The organism is Georgenia satyanarayanai (assembly GCF_023715365.1).
Lineage (GTDB): Bacteria > Actinomycetota > Actinomycetes > Actinomycetales > Actinomycetaceae > Oceanitalea > Oceanitalea satyanarayanai_B.
Genome location: NZ_JAMBNZ010000029.1, coordinates 1 through 2068, shown reverse-complemented (window position 1 = coordinate 2068; position 2068 = coordinate 1). Strand labels below are relative to the sequence as shown.

Annotated in this window: 1 rRNA gene; it reads left to right on the top strand. The window is 68.9% G+C overall.

Going from position 1 to position 2068, the window contains the following annotated elements:
- Window positions 1-96 (top strand): 5S ribosomal RNA (gene rrf, locus M3148_RS16835); the annotation flags it as partial.
- Between the last annotated feature and the right edge of the window lie 1972 nt (window positions 97-2068).

Genomic DNA, 2068 nt, shown 5'->3' with positions numbered 1-2068 from the left:
GAAACGCCCGGTCCCATTCCGAACCCGGAAGCTAAGCCCCTCAGCGCCGATGGTACTGCGTGGGAGACTACGTGGGAGAGTAGGACACCGCCGAACACCCATTCCCGTAAGGGCCGCACCTCAGGTGTGGCCCTTACGTGTTTCACCACCCAACACTCACCCACGCACCACCATCAACGCCGCCCCAAAGTGAGAGCGAACGGATCGTCGGCGGACGGGTGCGGTGGGGCGCCCTCATCGGGCACAGCCGAGCGCCTCGGAAGATCTGTGCTCGAGCGATCCTCCGCGGGCGCCCCTTCCGACAGAGCTCGAGTCGCCTCGTCCCGCTGTGGCGCCCGCGTCCGGGCCACGCGCGTCGTTCGGGCCAACGTGGGTCACCGGGGCATCGCCGCGCTCGAGCCGCCCGGGCGCCGTCTCCGTGGCTTGCGCAGCCGACGATGTGGTCACCGATGACGGACGTCACCTGGAGTGGGCGTCCCCTGACTCGACCCAAGCCCGGATGCGAGGGGGACAACGAGCCGGCGATTGTTCACAGGCGCCCACCGCCGGTGCCTCCTGTGCACCCGACACCCGTCGGTGCCTACCTTGCTCCGGAGGCTGTGTCCATCCTCGGCATCTCTGCGCGCCGGCGATCACGGGCGAAGCGGTCTGAGGCCCCCGGTGTGCCGCAGCAGTACGGGTCGACCGCAGGCTCGGGAGCAGCGTTGGCGGGGCCGCACCCTCAGTGCCTGCGCACGACGCGGGAGACGGGCTGTTGACGATCCCGCCACCCTCGACTCGTGTCTCGGTGCCGGCCATGACGGTCGCGGATCGCAGCGCGTCCGAGAGGGCGGCTGGCCTGTCGGCGGCTTGAGCCTTGGTCATCCGCAAGCGTACGGCGGAGTGGGGGGAGTACCCGCACTCGGATCGCGACGTGGAGCCGTGCCGCACCTCTGACCGCGGAACCCTACACCGCTGGCGCTGCGGCGACGGGCGGCCCCCGTCGGGCTGCGGGCGAGCAACAATCCGAGTACGCGACGCCGGCCGTGCCTACCCGCCTCCCGAGGGAAGGGGAAGCCGCCTCGGATATGGGGCACGCGTTGCGCTACGGGTAGGGCCCGAATCAACTCTGCACCACAGGGTCCGCCGGCGAACGGTCTGACTACGGCTGGCGGGCTGACCGGACGGATCCCGGATGCGATCGATGGCCCGGTCGATCCCCTCCTCGCCCAGCGGGCCGTGCACGTGACCGTCGGCGTCCGGTGCGATGACGGTCAGGACATCAACCTGGGCGGTGCCCGACACGGATCGTCAGCGATGCTCGTGCGCCCGCTCGAGCTTTGGCGCTCCGCATGGAGCCGGTACCTGCATGACGCTCCGCGTGGAGCCGGTACTTGCCCTTGCGCTGTGTACGACAGGCGCCGTGGTCGGCGGCGAGGCGCAGCTGCTCTGCGCCGACACCGACGGCCCTCCCCGGGCGGCCCGGACGACGATGGGGTCGCACGGGAGGACGTCCCTGGGGCCACCGCCCGAGTCAGTGCGCCACGCCGGTACACGTGCAGGGCACGACAACGCCCAGCGACTCGAGGGCAACTCGTGTGAACGACGGCACAGCGGCGTAGTACCAGTTCTGGTGCCGTCCAGACGTCGGGACAACGAGTAAAACTGCAGGTCAGAGCGTGATCAAGTGCCCCAGGGGGATGCTCCGCCCGCGGTTTGACGGTTGGCCCGCCGGCCACGTAGTGTTTCACTTCGTTGCCCCCGAGGGAGGCACGGACGCCCGGCCGCGAGGCTGGCGGCCGGTCCCGGGGATGGCGAGTCCACATCGAAGAGAGCGACCTCGTGTCGTACCCGCTGGTGTGAACGTCGGAGGGTCCTGAGCCTGGAAGCGCGAGTTGACAGGGTGGGATCGTCCGGGTAACTTTAAGAAGTTGCCCCGGTCCGGATCGCGCCGTAGCGCGCGGGTCTGGCGGTGTGTGTCTGTTTCTTGAGAACTCAACAGTGTGCCAAGTTTTTGATGCCAATATGGTCCTGGCGTCGGCTGGTTTGTTCATCGTCTGGTGGATGGGTTGGTTGGTGTCTGGGGTCG